Origin of the sequence: Exiguobacterium sp. s149, from assembly GCF_018618395.1 — a bacterium.
GTDB lineage: Bacteria > Bacillota > Bacilli > Exiguobacteriales > Exiguobacteriaceae > Exiguobacterium > Exiguobacterium chiriqhucha.
On record NZ_JACSLZ010000005.1, the window covers coordinates 127,992 to 144,781 of the forward strand.

At 49.1% G+C, this 16,790-nt stretch carries 8 protein-coding genes; 3 read left to right on the forward strand and 5 right to left on the reverse strand.

Going from position 1 to position 16,790, the window contains the following annotated elements; genetic code table 11:
• Nucleotides 1-366: 366 nt before the first annotated feature.
• Nucleotides 367-2,337: an AAA family ATPase gene (locus tag KNP81_RS08890; protein ID WP_214719675.1), complete on the reverse strand. Its 1,971-nt coding sequence runs from the start codon at nucleotides 2,335-2,337 to the stop codon at nucleotides 367-369.
• Nucleotides 2,338-3,839: 1,502 nt separating this feature from the next.
• A complete protein-coding gene (adhE, locus tag KNP81_RS08895) occupies nucleotides 3,840-6,431 on the reverse strand; it encodes a bifunctional acetaldehyde-CoA/alcohol dehydrogenase (RefSeq protein WP_214719676.1) in 2,592 nt (863 codons plus the stop codon).
• Between the two features lie 385 nt (nucleotides 6,432-6,816).
• Here adhE and KNP81_RS08900 point away from each other — a divergent pair, with 385 nt between their 5' ends.
• From KNP81_RS08900 to KNP81_RS08910, 3 genes are all read left to right on the forward strand, one after another.
• The gene (locus tag KNP81_RS08900; protein WP_138859482.1) at nucleotides 6,817-7,263 is read left to right on the forward strand and encodes a MarR family winged helix-turn-helix transcriptional regulator; all 447 of its coding nucleotides are present in this window, start codon (nucleotides 6,817-6,819) and stop codon (nucleotides 7,261-7,263) included.
• Nucleotides 7,264-7,342: 79 nt separating this feature from the next.
• Complete coding sequence (locus tag KNP81_RS08905) at nucleotides 7,343-8,056, forward strand: YebC/PmpR family DNA-binding transcriptional regulator (protein ID WP_138859483.1); 714 nt, start codon at nucleotides 7,343-7,345, stop codon at nucleotides 8,054-8,056.
• Between the two features lie 145 nt (nucleotides 8,057-8,201).
• Nucleotides 8,202-9,521 (forward strand): Na+/H+ antiporter family protein, encoded by a 1,320-nt coding sequence (locus KNP81_RS08910; protein WP_214719677.1) that lies wholly within the window; start codon nucleotides 8,202-8,204, stop codon nucleotides 9,519-9,521.
• Nucleotides 9,522-9,670: 149 nt separating this feature from the next.
• Here the strand turns inward: KNP81_RS08910 and KNP81_RS08915 are convergent, their stop codons facing one another.
• From KNP81_RS08915 to KNP81_RS08925, 3 genes are all read right to left on the reverse strand, one after another.
• Complete coding sequence (locus KNP81_RS08915; protein ID WP_214719678.1) at nucleotides 9,671-11,122, reverse strand: glutamate synthase subunit beta; 1,452 nt, start codon at nucleotides 11,120-11,122, stop codon at nucleotides 9,671-9,673.
• Nucleotides 11,119-15,558 (reverse strand): glutamate synthase large subunit, encoded by a 4,440-nt coding sequence (gene gltB, locus KNP81_RS08920; protein ID WP_214719679.1) that lies wholly within the window; start codon nucleotides 15,556-15,558, stop codon nucleotides 11,119-11,121. The genes KNP81_RS08915 and gltB overlap by 4 nt, the downstream gene beginning before the upstream one ends.
• Before the next feature lie 280 nt (nucleotides 15,559-15,838).
• Nucleotides 15,839-16,588 carry a TspO/MBR family protein gene (locus KNP81_RS08925; protein ID WP_214719680.1) on the reverse strand — a complete coding sequence of 250 codons (750 nt, stop codon included), beginning with the start codon at nucleotides 16,586-16,588 and terminating at the stop codon, nucleotides 15,839-15,841.
• Nucleotides 16,589-16,790 lie beyond the last annotated feature (202 nt).

The window sequence follows — 16,790 nt, forward strand, 5'->3', positions numbered from 1 at the left end:
AGTTGCTCATCTCGAACTAGGTGACGTAAGTCCTACACAGATATGAGGAACCTCTTGACGAGATTGGTTCGGCGAATGGCTATTATTATCCGGAACTGCATTCGATTGTCTTAAATACATGAAATACAGCCGAAGATATCACAATCTTAATTTACGAGCTCGCCCACGCGGAGCCTGCACAACCAAGAGTGGTGTCGTGAATGGTAGAAACCATTCACGGCACCCGAGAGAAATAGCTCCAAGCCGAGATGATCGCTTATATCGTCTCACATCAACACTTTCCTTGTCTAAAAAATGTAGAGGTTAGCAATCAAAATTATTGATTTTCATATTTGTCACTACTACTGTATTTAATTTACTAATGATTTATACCGGCTTATTGTTTGAGTTCTCAATTTCTTCAATCATTTTAAAGACTTCTACAAATGAACTTATATCAAAATTATCAAATGACTCACAATTATTTAGTATATAGTCTGCAAATTGATTTTTAGATAATGCAACATTACGATGTGACGAATCATATACTTTGTCATCAATTATTTTCGTTGATTTTAATTTACTAACATCACTTGCATAAGATAACTCGCTATCTTCTAAATGACGTCCGGAATCGATAGAAAATTCCGATGTCAAAAACAATCTTCTCCCTTCACTATCTTTGGTTTTCAAATCTTCATCTCTGTACATTAATTCTATCGAAATGCCCTCTAAATCTTTTCTAAAATTTGGCTTTGGTAAGCTGATTGCAAATATATTGTTTCCTAAAATATTAATTCTGTCTTTAGAATATTTTTTGCCATTTGCTTCATCACTATCAAATAAACCAATAATTTTTTTATTATTATCAACTTTGGCTAGCTCTTTGAGTAAAGAATGTAGTTGACTGTCTGACATCTTCAAAGTAGTTTCGTCGTATTCTAAAAACACTATATCTAATGACGTAAATTCATCATTTTCAGACTTAATTCTTTCATAAGCTTTTTTTAAATGCTTCCAGTCTGTTTTCCCTTCTGTAATTATTAATGTTCTATTTTCCCGACTAATTCTTGATTTATATTCTTCAAAATCACTTCTAAGGCTTTCATATCCTTCAGTAAATATTTGATATGCTGTTTCAACTTCTTTAAATTTTTCAACAGTCAACGCTTCACCATCAGGAAGGTTAATGAGTTGCCATTTTTCTTTAAAGTGTTCTTCCATACCCAGAAGTAAAAATGGTGAATGGGTTGTAATTATAAATTGAACATTCGGAAAGTCACTAATTAATTTTGGAATCACTTCTTTCGCAAACTCAATGTGTAAATTCAAGTCAATTTCGTCAATTATGACTATACCTTTGACTTGATGTAACTCAGTAACTGTTTGGAGATTATCATAAGATTTTAATATAGAAGAGAATAATGAAATTAACATTGCTTCTCCTGAAGAAAGATGGCTAAAGGATGAGGCAACTTCTAATTCATTTCCGTCTTCATACATCACTAATATCCCTATTCTCCTTCCCTTTTTTTTCGAAACACCTATTCTTGCGCTAATTATATTTTTATCTTTTTTACGATAAATAATAGACAAAAGATTATTGATTAAGTTTCTCAGTTTATTGTTTTTTCCTTCTTGAATTATTTGTTCTTCTCCCACACGAAGACGTCCATCTTCATAAATCTGAACTTTTCTCGAACTAGTTTCATACAAATAAATATCAAGTAATACATCTAAAAACCAGTGCTCTATTTCTTGTAGTACATTTTCTTTGATTATAGAGTTTTGGTCATGACCTATACTATTTTCAATTAATTTAAATCCCAGTGGCTGGTTATCTTTGTTGTACCAAGCTGGGACATAATATCTTGAAACTGGAAAGTATAAAATTATATTATCATCAAGCTCGTTTTGAATATTTTCTCCTAATGTAGATTTATAAAAGCCATGCTCTTTAAAAACACTGTCTAATAAGATACTTTGCGCATGTTTATGATCACTGAGTTTTTTAGTAGTGTATTCAATATCTTTAGTATTCAACTCAAGATATTCAAATGTTTTATCTTCATTAAAAAACAGAATTTCAATCATGCTTTCAATTTTTTCAGCGTTAATATAGGTTTTTGAACCTTTCTTATAATAGTTATTACTGTTTACTTCTGGAAGTGTTTGATATTTTTTTCGTTTAAATTCAATAAAACTATCTACTAAAGTATTTAATAATAAAGTTTTTCCTGTTCCATTTTTCCCAACTAACACAATTGGTTTTGGAGATCCATCCTCATTAAATTCAGGTATGATATCCATTTTTTTTATAGTCCCATAACCTTGAATACTTATTTGCTGTAAGTACAATCTAAATTCCTCCAATAAGAAATAGATTTTTATGTTATTTATCCTAGAGTTTATTTATTAGTTCGCCGATTTCTTTAATAATTGTTTCTTCTCTTTTGCATCTACCTTTTGCATCTACTTAGGTTAGTCAATCCTATAAAACCAAAGTACTTTGCCTTGTTAACCCGATACAAATAGCCGTAACTTTGAAACCCCCTCCATTGCTCCTCCCAATTCGACGATAGTTAAGTTTTCTTCAAAACAGTCGACAATCCCTCTCCATCACTTCATTCTGATTCTTTAACGGCGTAATTCGAACCGTTCCCTGTAGTGATGATTGCGTGGTTATTATCTTTAAGACGTCTATTAATGTATTTACGTTTCAAGTCGGTCAGCACTTCAGAGGTACGCTGTCCGTAGCTGCTTTTCCCTAAATTAATAATTTCACGCTTCGGTTTAACCGTATCCAGCTGTCCTTTCAAGTCTGTTATAAACGCTTGGTTGCATCAACAGATGGGATGTTAACCAATATAGGAATAAAAGCTCATAGTATTGGTCATAGAATAGCGCAGTAGACCATGGACATATTATACATAAGATAAATAGAGAGATATCATATTCCTAATGTTAAATTGCTATCTCAATCCCAAGTTAACAGGCAATATTTTATCAAAAAATCATCTTCTACCTACTAGATTATTTGATATAAAAGAATAACAGGAGAAGTTCGGTGCTTTTATACTCAAATATTACAAAAAATAACATTTTGCTTATGTAAAAAAAGATAGACCCTCCTAATAATGATATAGAATACGAAGTTGAAGCATCCTACATTTTTTTGGAGGCTATAGAAAAACAAAATGAACTTGTAGACTTTAAACCTAAGAATGGGGAAAAGAAAGAAAAAAATGGACATTTAGCATAAAAATAATGAACAACTTAGGAGTCGATTAATCAATACAGTTGAGATTTTCTCGCTAGCTTTTATTACCTTGTTAGTTCATAAAAGTTGCCTGCTTACTGATACATTGACTCTATCAATTTTTCAATTAGGTTTAAAAGATGACTTTTGGAAAATAATCAGTATGTAAATCCAAAACAGATTCCTGTTCAATTAGATAAGGTCATATGAACGAATGGAGAGAAGGAATTAGTCGTTCTTTTATCATTAGATGAAATAGTTCAATTAACTGACAAAACGGAAACTTTAAATTTAAATTTTTATTATATTTTACTTAACATTAATAAACAAACTATAAAATGGATTATTCACAGAAATAAATGTAAAATTACACCACATAAAGTAGAAAAAGATAATAGTAGAACAACTTATTCAACGAAATATTCAGATTACCCTCAACCGTTCACTTCAAGGTTTACGTGATTGCCCCATTCTGATTTGGTCGATACACTAGATGGATTAACCATTTTAACGCTAAAACACGCGTCTCACCTCTTAACCTTTTAGGTACTCATAAACATAAAATTGGCGACCACTCAAACGAGTGATCGCCTTTAGTTACTTATACGCCTTCGTAAGCAGCGTACATGATCTCTTTCAATTCTTCGACGAGCGGCATTTTCGGATTGGCCGTCGTACATTGGTCTTCGAACGCGTCGACTGCCATCTTGTCGACTTTCGCGTCGAGCTCCGCTTTCTTGATGCCTTGGGCTTTGAACGAGAGTTTGATGTTCAAGCGCTGACCGAGCTCGATGATCGCTTGGATGAGCGACTCGACGCCTTCCTCAGTCGTGCTGGCTGGAAGTCCGAGGTAGCGCGCGATTTCTGCGTAACGCTCGTCGGCGATGAATGACTCATATTTCGGGAACGCCGCGAGTTTCGATGGGCGTGTCGCATTGTAGCGGATGACGTGCGGCATGAGGATCGCGTTCGTCCGTCCGTGTGGGACGTGGAACTCGCCACCGATTTTGTGTGCGATCGAGTGGTTGATACCGAGGAACGCGTTCGCGAACGCCATACCAGCCATTGTCGATGCGTTGTGGACTTTCTGACGCGCTTCGGCGTCACTTCCGTTCTCATACGCTTTCGGGAGGTAATCGAAGATCATCTTCATCGAACGAAGCGCGAGTCCGTCTGTATAATCGTTAGCCATGACTGAGACGTACGCTTCGATGGCGTGTGTCAACACGTCCATTCCTGTATCGGCCGTGATTGATGCTGGGACCGTCATGACGAACTCAGGGTCGACGATGGCGACGTCCGGTGTGATCGCGTAGTCAGCGATCGGGTATTTGACGTTGCGTTTCTTATCCGTGATGACCGTGAAGGGTGTCACTTCAGAACCCGTGCCTGATGTTGTCGGGATGGCGACGAACATCGACTTGTTACCGAGCGTCGGGAACTTGTACGTCCGCTTGCGGATATCCATGAATTTTTGGCGAAGGTTCGAGAACTTCTCTTCTGGGCGTTCGTAGAAGAGCCACATGCCTTTCGCGGCATCCATTGGTGATCCACCGCCGAGTGCGATAATCATATCTGGTTGGAAGTGACGCATCGCTTCGGCACCGCGCATGACCGTCTCAACTGACGGGTCTGGCTCGACTTGGTCGAAGATGCGGTACTCGATGCCAGCAGGCAAGTTTTTGACGACTTTATCGGCAAATCCGAGTTTGACCATCATTTCATCCGTGACGATCATCGCCCGTTTTTTCGATGTGAGCGATTGAAGGTACTGGACTGAGTTTTTCTCAAAGTAAATCTTTTCAGGGACTTTAAACCACTGCATATTCACGCGACGTCTCGCCACCTTTTTCACGTTGAGTAGATGTTTCGCCGTCACGTTCTCAGAGACGGAGTTTTTACCGTACGACCCACAACCGAGTGTGAGTGATGGTGTCATTTCGTTATAGAGGTCACCGATACCACCGTGTGCCGTTGGCGAGTTGACGATGATGCGGCAAGCTTTCATCCGGAGTCCGAAGGCGAGGATGGCGTCGTCGTCAGTCGAGTGGATCGCTGCCGTATGTCCGAGACCACCGATTTCAAGCATCTTCTCAGCGATAGCAAATCCTTCTTCACGCGATTGGACTTTATAAGCACCGAGCACCGGGCTGAGTTTCTCGTGTGAGAGCAACTCTGTCGCACCGACCGTCTCGAGTTCGGCGATCAAGATTTTTGTATCGGCCGGGACTGTGAGTCCAGCTCGTTCGGCGATCCAGGCTGCCGGCTTCCCGACGATTTCCGGGTTGACCGCACAAGAGTCTGTTTTGATAACGAGTGTCTCGAGTTTCGCTTTCTCTTCTGGTGAGCAGAAGTAGCAACCGAGCGCCGTCATTTCCGCTTTCACTTCTTCATACACTTCTTGGTCGAGGATAATTGCTTGTTCAGATGCACAGATCATGCCGTTATCGAACGTTTTCGACAAGATGACGTCCGAGATGGCACGTTTCACTTTTGCTGTTTTGTCGATGTAGGCCGGAACGTTACCAGGACCGACGCCAAGGGCTGGTTTACCAGTCGAGTAGGCTGATTTGACCATCGCCGCTCCACCAGTTGCGAGGACCATGGCAACACCTGGGTGGTTCATGAGCGCTTTCGTCGCGTCGAGTGACGGTTTTTCGACCCATTGAATCAAGTGTTCCGGAGCTCCCGCTTCGATGGCTGCGTCACGAAGGATCCGTGCCGCTTCACTTGAACACTGTTGTGCCGACGGGTGGAAACCGAAGATGATCGGGTTACGTGTTTTGATGGCGATGATTGCTTTGAACATCGTCGTTGATGTCGGGTTCGTGACCGGTGTGACCCCGGCGACGACTCCGACTGGTTCCGCGATGTACGTGATACCGTTTTGCTCATCGTCCTCGATGACGCCGACCGTCTTCTCGCCACGGAGTGAGTTATAAATATATTCTGTCGCAAAGATGTTTTTGATCATTTTATCTTCAAACACACCGCGACCGGTTTCTTCATATGCATGTTTCGCGAGGGCGACGTGTTGTTCGAGACCTGCGAGCGCCATCGCTTGAACGATTGCATCGATTTTCTCTTGGTCGAACGTCATCAATGTCTCAAGCGCCGTGTGGGCTCTAGTGACGAGCGTGTCGACCATCTGTTCTGCTGATGTTTCTACTACTGCTTTCTCTTTAACTGCCATGTTGGTTTCCTCCTCATGAATGAGAGCTTATACTGTTGACTTGATGGAGAGCACGGGGCAATCAATTGGTTCGAGAAGAGTTTGTGCTTTCCTTCACATTCATAGAATACAACGTTTCTCGCATTTTGTGCGTGACAACAATGTGAACTCTTTCACAATATTTTTCAGGGGAATGAGGATAGGGCTTGCTTTTTCATATGTCGCTCAGTAAAATCGAATGCGTTTTCATGAAAATAAAGTATATGCGATATGAAAACGCTTACATACGTTGTGTCCATGATGGGCGAATGCGCTGTGCAAAATGTCACGGGATGAGGATTGGTCGTCCACCCTGCGCTCGGTCGTGTATAATGAAGAAAGAACCTAATTAGGAAGTGACATGATTATGCCGAGACAAGACGCAGCCGATCAGTTCGTGAAACTGATCCCATTTATTCGCCGGAAGTTGTTACGTCGTTCCGACCTTCCGCAAATCCCAAACTTAAACTTTTCCCACTTTCATCTCCTCATGTTGATTGAAGATGAAGGCGCGGTCACGAACGGACACATCAGTGAGACGTTATCGATTGCCCCGCCGAACGTGACGCCGCTCATCACGAAGCTCGTCGATGAGGGCTACATCACCCGCGTCCCGGACGAACGCGATCGCCGCGTCATCTGGAATCAACTGACCGAAAAGGGCGAACTCGTCCTCCGCGAGCGTCGCGATTCGTTCCGTCGCCTGTTCGAGGACCGTCTCGCGTTTCTGAACGAGGAAGAGACGGACCGCCTGATCGACAGTTTGAAGACGTTGACGGAGATCGTCGAGAAGATGGATAAAAGCGAGGGATGATTTTTGCTCGTCAACATCCACGTCTTCTTATATAATCGAGGATGAATCAATCGAACAATGGAAAGAGAGATGACATGTAATGGGTCGTAAATGGAACAACATTAAAGAGAAAAAGGCGTCAAAAGACGCCAATACGAGTCGCATCTATGCGAAGTTCGGCCGTGAAATCTACGTAGTCGCCCGTCAAGGGGAACCAGATCCAGAATCAAACCAAGCACTCAAGTTCGTCGTCGAACGAGCGAAAACGTACAACGTCCCGCGCGCAATCATCGACCGTGCTATCGACAAAGCGAAGGGCGGCGACGAAGAGAACTTCGACGAGCTCCGCTATGAAGGATTCGGACCGAACGGCTCGATGCTCATCGTCGACACGCTCACGAACAACGTCAACCGGACGGCGTCTGAAGTCCGCGCCGCTTTCGGTAAAAACGGCGGCAACATGGGTGTCAGCGGGTCGGTCGCTTACATGTTCGACGCGACGGCCGTCATCGGTGTCAACGGCATGTCTGCCGACGATGTACTCGAACTCATGATGGAGCACGACCTCGACGTCCGTGATGTCATCGAAGAAGATGAGACGGTGATCGTCTATGCGGAACCAGAAGCGTTCCATGCCGTCCAGACTGCCTTCAAAGCAGCAGGCATCGAGACGTTTGAAGTCGCCGAGTTGACGATGCTGCCCCAAAACGAGATTACCCTCGACGACGAGTCGAAAGAACAGTTTGAAAAATTACTCGACGTCCTCGAAGACCTCGAAGACGTGCGCCAGGTATACCATAACGTTGAAGGATGACGAACGAGCGATAACTTTTCGGAGTTATCGCTTTTTTTGAACAATCGATTTGACAACCCGAAACACGTATGTTAAATTTCAAAAGTCTTTATCATATTAAAGTGATAACAAGAGAAAGAGTTTTGAATGAAAGGTGTTGGAAATGATGAATGCTGTCTTATTAGCTGTTATCGTATTATTCGCGCTCGCGATCAGTCGCGTGCACATCGTCTTGTCACTCATCCTTGCCGCCGTCGTCGGTGGTCTAGTCGGAGGTCTCGGATTCAATGAGACGTTGACCGCCTTCAGTGACGGGCTCGGCGGAGGTGCGACAATCGCCCTCAGTTACGCGTTGCTCGGCGCCTTCGCCGTCGGTCTATCAAAAACTGGACTCCCAGACATCCTGGCTGAAAAGTTAATCAGCATGTCAGGACGCGACGTCACTGGCAAAAGTGTGACACGGGTCAAGGCGCTATTGCTATCGTTCTTATTACTTCTAGCGATAAGTTCACAAAACGCGCTACCGATTCACATCGCGTTCATCCCGATCGTCATCCCGCCGCTCCTCGTGCTGTTTAACGAGTTGAAGCTCGACCGCCGGCTCGTGGCGACGATTCTCACATTCGGTCTCGTCACCCCGTACATGTTACTCCCGGTCGGATTCGGTGGCATTTACTTGAACGAGATTTTGCTGCCGAACGTGGAAACGAACGGCATGACCGTCGGTGATGTCAACATCGTCAGCATCATGGCCATCCCGGCGCTCGGAATGCTCGTCGGTCTCATCACTGCCTTCTTCCACTATCGGAAGCCGCGTTCGTATGAGACGATTCAACTCGGACCAAGCGACTATGAGGTCCGGACGTTGAGCCCGCTCAAGATTTGGCTCACGGCCGCTGTCATCCTCGTCGTGCTCGTCGTACAGCTTCAAACCGAGTCGATGATCGCCTCGGCCGTCACAGGACTCATCTTGTTGACGTTGCTTCGCCTCATCCCTTGGTCAGAGGCCGATGACATCTTCACGAGCGGCATGCGCATGATGGCTTTTATCGGTTTCGTCATGATCGCAGCGAGCGGTTTCGCCGCCGTCATTCGCGCGACCGGTGCCATCGAACCGCTCGTCAGTGGTGCGAGCGGCATTATGGGTGACTCACAATTCGTGGCCGCACTCGTCATGCTCCTCGTCGGACTCGTCATCACGCTCGGCATCGGTTCGAGTTTCTCGACGGTTCCGATTATCGCAGCCATCTTCGTCCCGCTCTGCATCCAATACGGTTTCTCGGTCGAGGCGACAATCGCCATCATCGGGACGGCCGGTGCACTCGGTGACGCCGGTAGCCCGGCGAGTGACTCGACACTCGGACCAACGAGCGGCTTGAACGCCGACGGTCAACACGATCACTTGCGTGAGACGGTGTGGCCGACGTTCCTCCACTACAATATCCCGCTCATCATCTTCGGCTTGATTGCCGCCATGGTACTGTAATCACTTCCGATTGCGCCGAGCGTAAATCGTGCCGAGCAAGACGAGCACGAGTAAGAACCAAATCCCGGTATACATGAGGATCTCGATAATCATTGCTAATTCCTCCTAAATGTCCATGTAAAAAGGAGCGACGAAATCGTCGCTCCTTTTTATGATGAAGTTTTTAGCTGTTGTTGACAAGTGTTCAAGTATCCGTCGACGGTATCCGCGACTTCGCGGCCTTCCCGGATTGCCCAAACAATCAAGCTTTGTCCCCGTCTCGCATCCCCTGCGACAAACACACCCTCGACGTTCGACGTATAGTCATGGTTCGCCTCGATGCCGACTTTCCGGAGTTCACGCTCCGGTCGTTCGAATCCGATGGCGACAAGCACGAGATCGGCTGGATACGTCTCGACCGAACCGTCGACGACGAAGAACGTCGCCTTTCCGTCCGGTTTGACGATTTTCTCCATCCGCTCCGTCTCAATCCCGACGACCCGGTCCCCTTGTTTGATGACCCGGTTCGAGCGAATCAAATATGTGCGCGGGTCACGGTCGAAGTGTTCGATTGCTTCCGCATAGGCGTAATCGGTCGATAACGTGTCCGGTTGGAGCGGCCATGGCTTCTCCGGCGCCCGGAACATGCCTTTCTCCGGATGCTTCCCGAACTGCGTCACCGACTTGGCTCCTTGACGGATCGCCGTCGCCACACAGTCCGCGCCCGTGTCCCCGCCACCGATGACGATGACGTCTTTCCCGTTGGCGTCGAATCGAGCGTCGAGCGATTTCCCGCCGAGCGAACGCGTCGACTCGGTCAAATAATCCATCGCCGGCTCGACGCCTGTGGCATCATCCCCATCGATGCCGAGCGTACGCTGTTTTTGAGCTCCCGTGGCGAGAATGACGGCATCGTACGTGTGACGAAGTGACTCGATGGTCACATCGGTCCCGACGTTCACGCCCGTCTTGAAGCGAATCCCCTCCGCCTCAAGCAGACGTACACGACGTCGGACGACATCTTTCTCGAGCTTCATATTCGGGATGCCATAGAACAACAGGCCACCCGCCTCATCCGCTTTCTCATAAATCGTGACCGCATGGCCGAGCTGATTCAACTGATCGGCCGCTGCGAGCCCGGCCGGCCCGCTGCCGATGATGGCGACACGGCGTCCGGTCCGCTTCACGACGTGACGAGGTTTGACCCAGCCTTCCTCGAAGGCGCGGTCGATAATCGTCCGCTCAATCGATTTGATGGCGACCGGGTCTTCGCTGATACCGAGCGTACAAGATCCTTCACACGGCGCCGGACAGACACGACCCGTGAACTCCGGGAAGTTATTCGTCTCCATCAACCGTTCATAGGCTCGATACCAGTCCTGATCCGTTACGAGCTTGTTCCACTCCGGAATCAAATTGTGAATCGGGCAACCGATCGTCTCTTGTCCAATCATATCCCCGACGTGACAGAACGGGGTGCCGCAATCCATGCAGCGCTCGGCTTGTTTGACGATTGGTCCGTCTTCCATGCGGGAAGCGTATTCTTTATAATCATGAACCCGTTCGACGACTGAGCGCTCCGGCAATGTCTGTCGTGGGATATCGATAAATTTATGTCTCATACTCCCCCTCCTTCAGTCACGACACGGAATAGTTCGAGGGCGCGGTCGGCGTCACTCAATTCCGGACGCGTCGCCTCGATGTGACGCATGACGTCAAGCACGTTCGCATAGTCACGCGGCACGATTTTGACGAAGCGTTTGCGTTCTTGCTCGAACGCCTCGAGCACAGCTCTCGCTTTGACACTGTCCGTATGGAACTGGTGCATCTCGAGCAGTGCATAAATTTGTTCGGCATCCTCGTCGGTCAACTCACGGTCGACCGAGACGAGTTCTTGGTTGACGAGCTGTTCGTACGCTTGGTCCCCGTACAGATAGGCGACCCCGCCCGACATCCCGGCACCGAAGTTACGCCCGATATCCCCGAGGACGACGACCGTGCCACCGGTCATATACTCACAGCCATGGTCGCCGACGCCTTCAGTCACGGCGACGGCACCGGAGTTCCGGACGGCAAACCGTTCTCCGACATGACCGTTGAAGAACGCCATCCCTGATGTCGCGCCATACAGGCAGACGTTACCGGCGATGACTTGTTCACTCTCTTCGAACGGGGCATGTTTCTCTGCGATGATGGCGAGCTTTCCACCGCTCAGGCCTTTGCCGACATAATCGTTGGCGTCACCGATGACCGAGATGGTGATCCCGTTCGGCAAGAAGGCGCCGAGGCTTTGTCCGGCCGAACCGCTGAGACGGAGTGAAATCGTGTCCTCGGCGAGTCCGACGTTGCCATGCACTTTCGTCACTTCATGGCCGAGCATCGTTCCGACGGCGCGGTCCGTATTGCGGACGCGCCCGACGAAGAACGTCGGTTGGAGCGATTTGATGGAACGGGAGACGGCCGGAATCAATTTGCGATGATCATAAGACTGATAGGCCGGATGGGCCAATTCCTCTTTCTCCGGCAAAGCCGTCGGAATCGACAGCATCGGCGTCAAGTCGAGCGTTTTCGCTTTCGGATGAGCTTGTTTCCAGGCACTCTCCTCCAACAAGTCCGTCCGCCCGATGACGTCACGAAGCGAGGTCGCTCCGAGCGAGGCTAAAATCTCCCGTACTTCCTCGGCGAGGAACGTCATCAAGTTGACGACATGTTCGGGCTTGCCCATGAACTTCGCACGCAACGCCGGGTCTTGGGTCGCGACACCGACCGGGCACGTATCGAGGTGACACGCCCGCATCATGATGCAACCGAGCACGACGAGCGGTGCCGTCGCGAACGCGTATTCCTCGGCCCCGAAGATGGCGGCGAGGACGATATCGCGCCCGGTCATGAGTTTGCCGTCAGTCTCGAGCGTGACGCGACCCCGGAGCCCGTTTAACGCGAGCGTCTGGTGCGTCTCGAGCAGACCGAGCTCCCACGGGAGTCCCGTATGCTTGATTGACGTCCGCGGCGACGCCCCGGTCCCACCGTCGTAGCCGCTGATGACGATCGTATCGGCGTTCGCCTTGGCGACACCGGCCGCGATTGTCCCGACGCCTGACTTCGAGACGAGCTTGACGCTGATTTTCGCGTTCGGATTGACATGCTTCAAATCGAAGATGAGTTGCGCCAAATCTTCAATCGAATAGATGTCGTGGTGCGGTGGAGGCGAGATGAGTCCGACGCCTGGGACGGAGCCGCGCACTTCGGCGACCCATGGGTAAACTTTGTTACCCGGCAGTTGTCCGCCCTCACCCGGTTTCGCCCCTTGCGCCATCTTGATTTGAATCTCATCGGCGTGATACAAGTACTCGGCCGTCACGCCGAAACGTCCACTCGCGACTTGCTTGATACGACTGACGCGTTCACTGCCGTCCTCATCAGGGGTGAATCGCTTCCGGTCTTCACCGCCTTCTCCGGAGTTGCTCTTGCCACCGATTCGGTTCATGGCGATGGCAAGCGTCTCATGGGCCTCTTTCGATAGAGAACCGAACGACATCGCTCCCGTCTTGAACCGACTGACGATTGATGCGACCGACTCGACCTCGACGAGTGGAATTGCATCCTGTTGTTTAAAGGAGAACAATTGGCGCAAGAATTGACCTGACGACTCATGGAGCTTGACGTAGGCATCGTAATACCGGCGCTCGTTCTCGCGGCAGGCTCGTTGCAAGAGGTGAATCGTCTTCGGATTGAAGGCGTGTTCTTCCCCATCGGCGCGCCACTGGAAGTCGGTCCCGGCCTCGAGTGGTCGTTCGTGTTTATAGGCGGATTCGTGCTGCCGGCGCGACTCGTCTTCAAGTTCGGTGAAACCGACACCGGACAACTGTGACGTCGTACCGCGGAAGTGACGCTCAATCAAGGCGCGGTCGATGCCGACCGCCTCGAAGATTTGGGCGCCACGGTAACTTTGGACGGTAGAGATGCCCATCTTCGACATGATTTTGACGATGCCGTCGACAGAGGCCGTCTGATAGCGGCGGACCGCCTCGTCGAACGAGTAGGACAGCTGGCCCGCCTCGACCGCCTCGGCGATGGTCGCATAGGCGAGATATGGGTAGACGGCGTCGGCGCCGTAACCGATTAAGGCGGCAGCTTGATGGACTTCACGAACTTCGCCGCTCTCGGCGACGAGACTGCATGATGCCCGTAGATTGACGCGAATCAAATGTTGGTGGACGGCGCTCAATACGAGAAGCGCCGGCATGGCGAGCATATTTTCGTTCATGTTGCGGTCCGACAAGACGATGACGTCGACGCCGTCACGGATCAGACCGTTGACTCGCTCGAACAGCGTCTCTAGCGAAGCTTCCAAATCGTACGCATATGACGTATCGACCCGCTCGACGCGTAGTGTCTCGTTCACTTTCTCGAGCGCGGCCGCATCGAGGAACGGATGCTTGAGCCAGACACGACGGGCGTGACCTCGCCCGGTATGGACCGGGTTCGCTTGTGGCCCGAGCCATGTGAATGTCGCAGTGACAATTTTCTCACGCAACGCATCGATCGGCGGGTTCGTAACTTGGGCGAAGTGCTGTTTGAAGTAATGGAACAAAGAACGTGGCCGCTCGGATAACACCGCGACCGGTTGGTCATGTCCCATCGACCCGATTGGATCTTTTTTCTCGAGGATGAGCGGGACGAGATATTGTTCAATGTCCTCTTTCGTGTATCCGAACGCACGCTGCTTCCGATGCAGGTCGGCGACGAACGGCTCGTCGACCGGTCCATCGCTGAGCTCGGTCATCTGCTTCAACCATTTGCCGTACGGCTCGGCCCGTGCAATCGTCTGTTTGATTTCCGCGTCCGGGATGAGTCGTTTCGACTCCAAGTCGATTAACAACAGTTGCCCGGGACGAAGTCGTTGCTTCGACTTCACGTTCTCGGCTTGAACCGGGATGACGCCGCTCTCTGACGATAAAATGAGCTCGCCATCGAGCGTCTCGATATAGCGCATCGGCCGCAGTCCGTTCCGATCCAAGATGGCACCGATTTGACGGCCGTCCGTGAAGACGACACCAGTCGGTCCATCCCAAGGCTCCATGATCGACGAATGATATTGATAGAAGTCTTTTTTGAACGGGTCTATTTTCACTTCCGCGAACGGCTCAGGGATGAGCATCATCGCCGTATGGGCGATGGAACGCCCGGTCCGGGTGAAGAACTCGAAAGCGTTGTCGAGCATCGACGAGTCACTCCCCGTCTCTTGGAGGACCGGGAACAGCTGATTCACATCCTCGAACAAATCGGTCGAGGTCACGCCTTCGCGGGCCCGCATCGCATCGATGTTGCCACGGAGCGTATTGATTTCCCCGTTATGGACAATCATGCGGTTCGGATGCGCCCGTTCCCATGACGGGAACGTGTTCGTCGAGAAGCGGGAATGGACGATGCCGAACGTGCTCTTAAAGGACGGCGCCTGCAAATCGAGATAGAAGCGCTCGATTTGTTCCGGCGTGAGCATCCCCTTATAGACGATCGTCTTTGTCGACAAGCTCGGCATGTACAGGTTCAACGCTTCGGTCTTTTCAATCATCCGCCGGAGCTGATAGAGCGTCCGCTCGTTCGAGTCATAGTCCGCGAACGGGCACGAGACGAACCATTGATAGATGGTCGGCTGTGTCACGCGGGCATGTTCACCAATCGCATGTGGATTGACCGGGACTTCGCGCCAGGCGATGGTCGCAAAATCGAATTCGTCGGCGATTGCTTCCATCTGACGTTGCTTGTCCCGAAGTCTCGACTCATCCGGTTGGAAAAAGACCATTCCGACTGCATAGCGACCTGGCGTCGGCAAATTCATCGTCTCCAGGAACAGTTCGTGCGGCAGCTCGGTCATGATGCCCGCGCCGTCTCCCGCATCGATGACCCCTTGTCCGCCACGATGTTCTAGCTTGCAGAGCATCGACAGCGATTTACTAACGATGTCATGTTTTTTCTCTCCATTTAGGTTGACATATAGCCCAATGCCACATGCGTCTTTTTCGAATCGTGAATCGTACAAGCCTGTTCGCTTCATCGAATCAACCCCTCTCTCTCGATCTTGTTTCGTAAATTTTATTTTGTTCTAAATATTCTGATAAATCAAGTGGGTTGTATACTATTCTGCATAACACAAATCGTCAAAGTCATAATTGAAAGCGGATTCATTAGCTTTATCAAGCTATTTATGAAAACCACTTATAATCTATAAAGAATAATTATCCATCAAATATATTAGTATATAGGTTCAAAAGAACTTAAATATGCACAAGAAAAAGCGATAACCAAATTAGGCTACCGCTTCAACTTCAACCAACTTATTCGACCATCTTGCGAGAATGGTGTAAAAATGCCCGTGGCTTCTTCCAAATGATCAAGCCTACATAACCGAGCGTGAGCAAAATCAAGGCACTGACGAGGACGACGTAAAGCGTTGCTTCCTCGATTCGCGCGAAGATGGCGATGTACGCCCAGACGAAGACGAGCGGATAGATGAAGTCACGATGCCACCACATGAAGACGAGTGCTAGGACGACCCCGACCATGAGCATGAGCGACGTCCAAGCAAGCTCGTCGAGTCCGAGCACGGTTGTGACCCGCTCTCGATTCATGACGACGAACACGTTGACGATCGTCGCGACGGACACCCAGCCGATATATATCGAGAATGGGAACCGGTCGAGCCAGCTCGTCGACGTCCGGAAGGCGATGTAATAGAGCCAAGCGAGCGTCGCCAAGAACGCGACCATGACGACGAGCGAGGCGATGAACCACTCGTTCGTAAACGTGAGCAACCAAAGGCCGTTCAAGATACACGAGACGAGAAAGCCCGCTTTCATCCGATTCGCCTGCCGGTTCGCGACCGACCCTTTCTTCAATTGCAAGACGAGCCAGACGGCGAGCGCGACATAAATCACGCCCCAAATCGAGAACGCATAGCCGGCCGGTTTGAAGTAAATATCGATGCGGTCCGACACAGCAGCGTTTTCACCGCTCGCGAAGTAGTTGATGACGACCGTCGCCAAAAATGCCAGCCAGTTGATTAATGGCCATTTTGATAAGTCCATAAGTAGGATCCTCCGAAGAAGACCTGACACCTCCTTTATTAGCATAGTTTTCTATACCCATGTGCCAACGCTCATACACATCCGGACTAGCTCTAGGAAGAATCGCTAATTACACAATAAAACGACCCCGATCTCAACCGGAGTCGTTTCAAAGAAGCGGCAGTGTCACCGCATTCGGGATCGCCCATCTGAGTTCATGGAC

Coding starts and splice junctions, on each gene's coding strand:
- adhE (WP_214719676.1), bottom strand. CDS start 6,431: ATGGCAGTTAAAGAGAAAGCAGTAGTAGAAACATCAGCAGAACAGATG.
- gltB (WP_214719679.1), bottom strand. CDS start 15,558: ATGAAGCGAACAGGCTTGTACGATTCACGATTCGAAAAAGACGCATGT.
- KNP81_RS08900 (WP_138859482.1), top strand. CDS start 6,817: ATGCCGAGACAAGACGCAGCCGATCAGTTCGTGAAACTGATCCCATTT.
- KNP81_RS08925 (WP_214719680.1), bottom strand. CDS start 16,588: ATGGACTTATCAAAATGGCCATTAATCAACTGGCTGGCATTTTTGGCG.
- KNP81_RS08905 (WP_138859483.1), top strand. CDS start 7,343: ATGGGTCGTAAATGGAACAACATTAAAGAGAAAAAGGCGTCAAAAGAC.
- KNP81_RS08910 (WP_214719677.1), top strand. CDS start 8,202: ATGAATGCTGTCTTATTAGCTGTTATCGTATTATTCGCGCTCGCGATC.
- KNP81_RS08915 (WP_214719678.1), bottom strand. CDS start 11,122: ATGAGACATAAATTTATCGATATCCCACGACAGACATTGCCGGAGCGC.